Annotated in this window: 1 rRNA gene; it reads left to right on the top strand. The window is 51.6% G+C overall.

The features are described from left to right. A 23S ribosomal RNA gene (locus ACSIPU_RS30855) occupies nt 1-320 on the top strand; the annotation flags it as partial.

The raw sequence follows: 320 nt of genomic DNA, 5'->3' as shown, positions 1-320 counted from the left end.
CTCCAAGGCTAAATACTCCTGACTGACCGATAGTGAACCAGTACCGTGAGGGAAAGGCGAAAAGAACCCCGGCGAGGGGAGTGAAAAAGAACCTGAAACCGTGTACGTACAAGCAGTAGGAGCCCACTAGTTGGGTGACTGCGTACCTTTTGTATAATGGGTCAGCGACTTATATTCTGTAGCAAGGTTAACCGAATAGGGGAGCCGCAGGGAAACCGAGTCTTAACTGGGCGTTAAGTTGCAGGGTATAGACCCGAAACCCGGTGATCTAGCCATGGGCAGGTTGAAGGTTGGGTAACACTAACTGGAGGACCGAACCG

Origin of the sequence: Klebsiella sp. HN106 (assembly GCF_051209435.1) — a bacterium.
Lineage (GTDB): Bacteria > Pseudomonadota > Gammaproteobacteria > Enterobacterales > Enterobacteriaceae > Klebsiella > Klebsiella oxytoca.
Note: the sequence above shows the minus strand (reverse complement) of the source record. Positions and strands in the feature narration are given on the sequence as shown.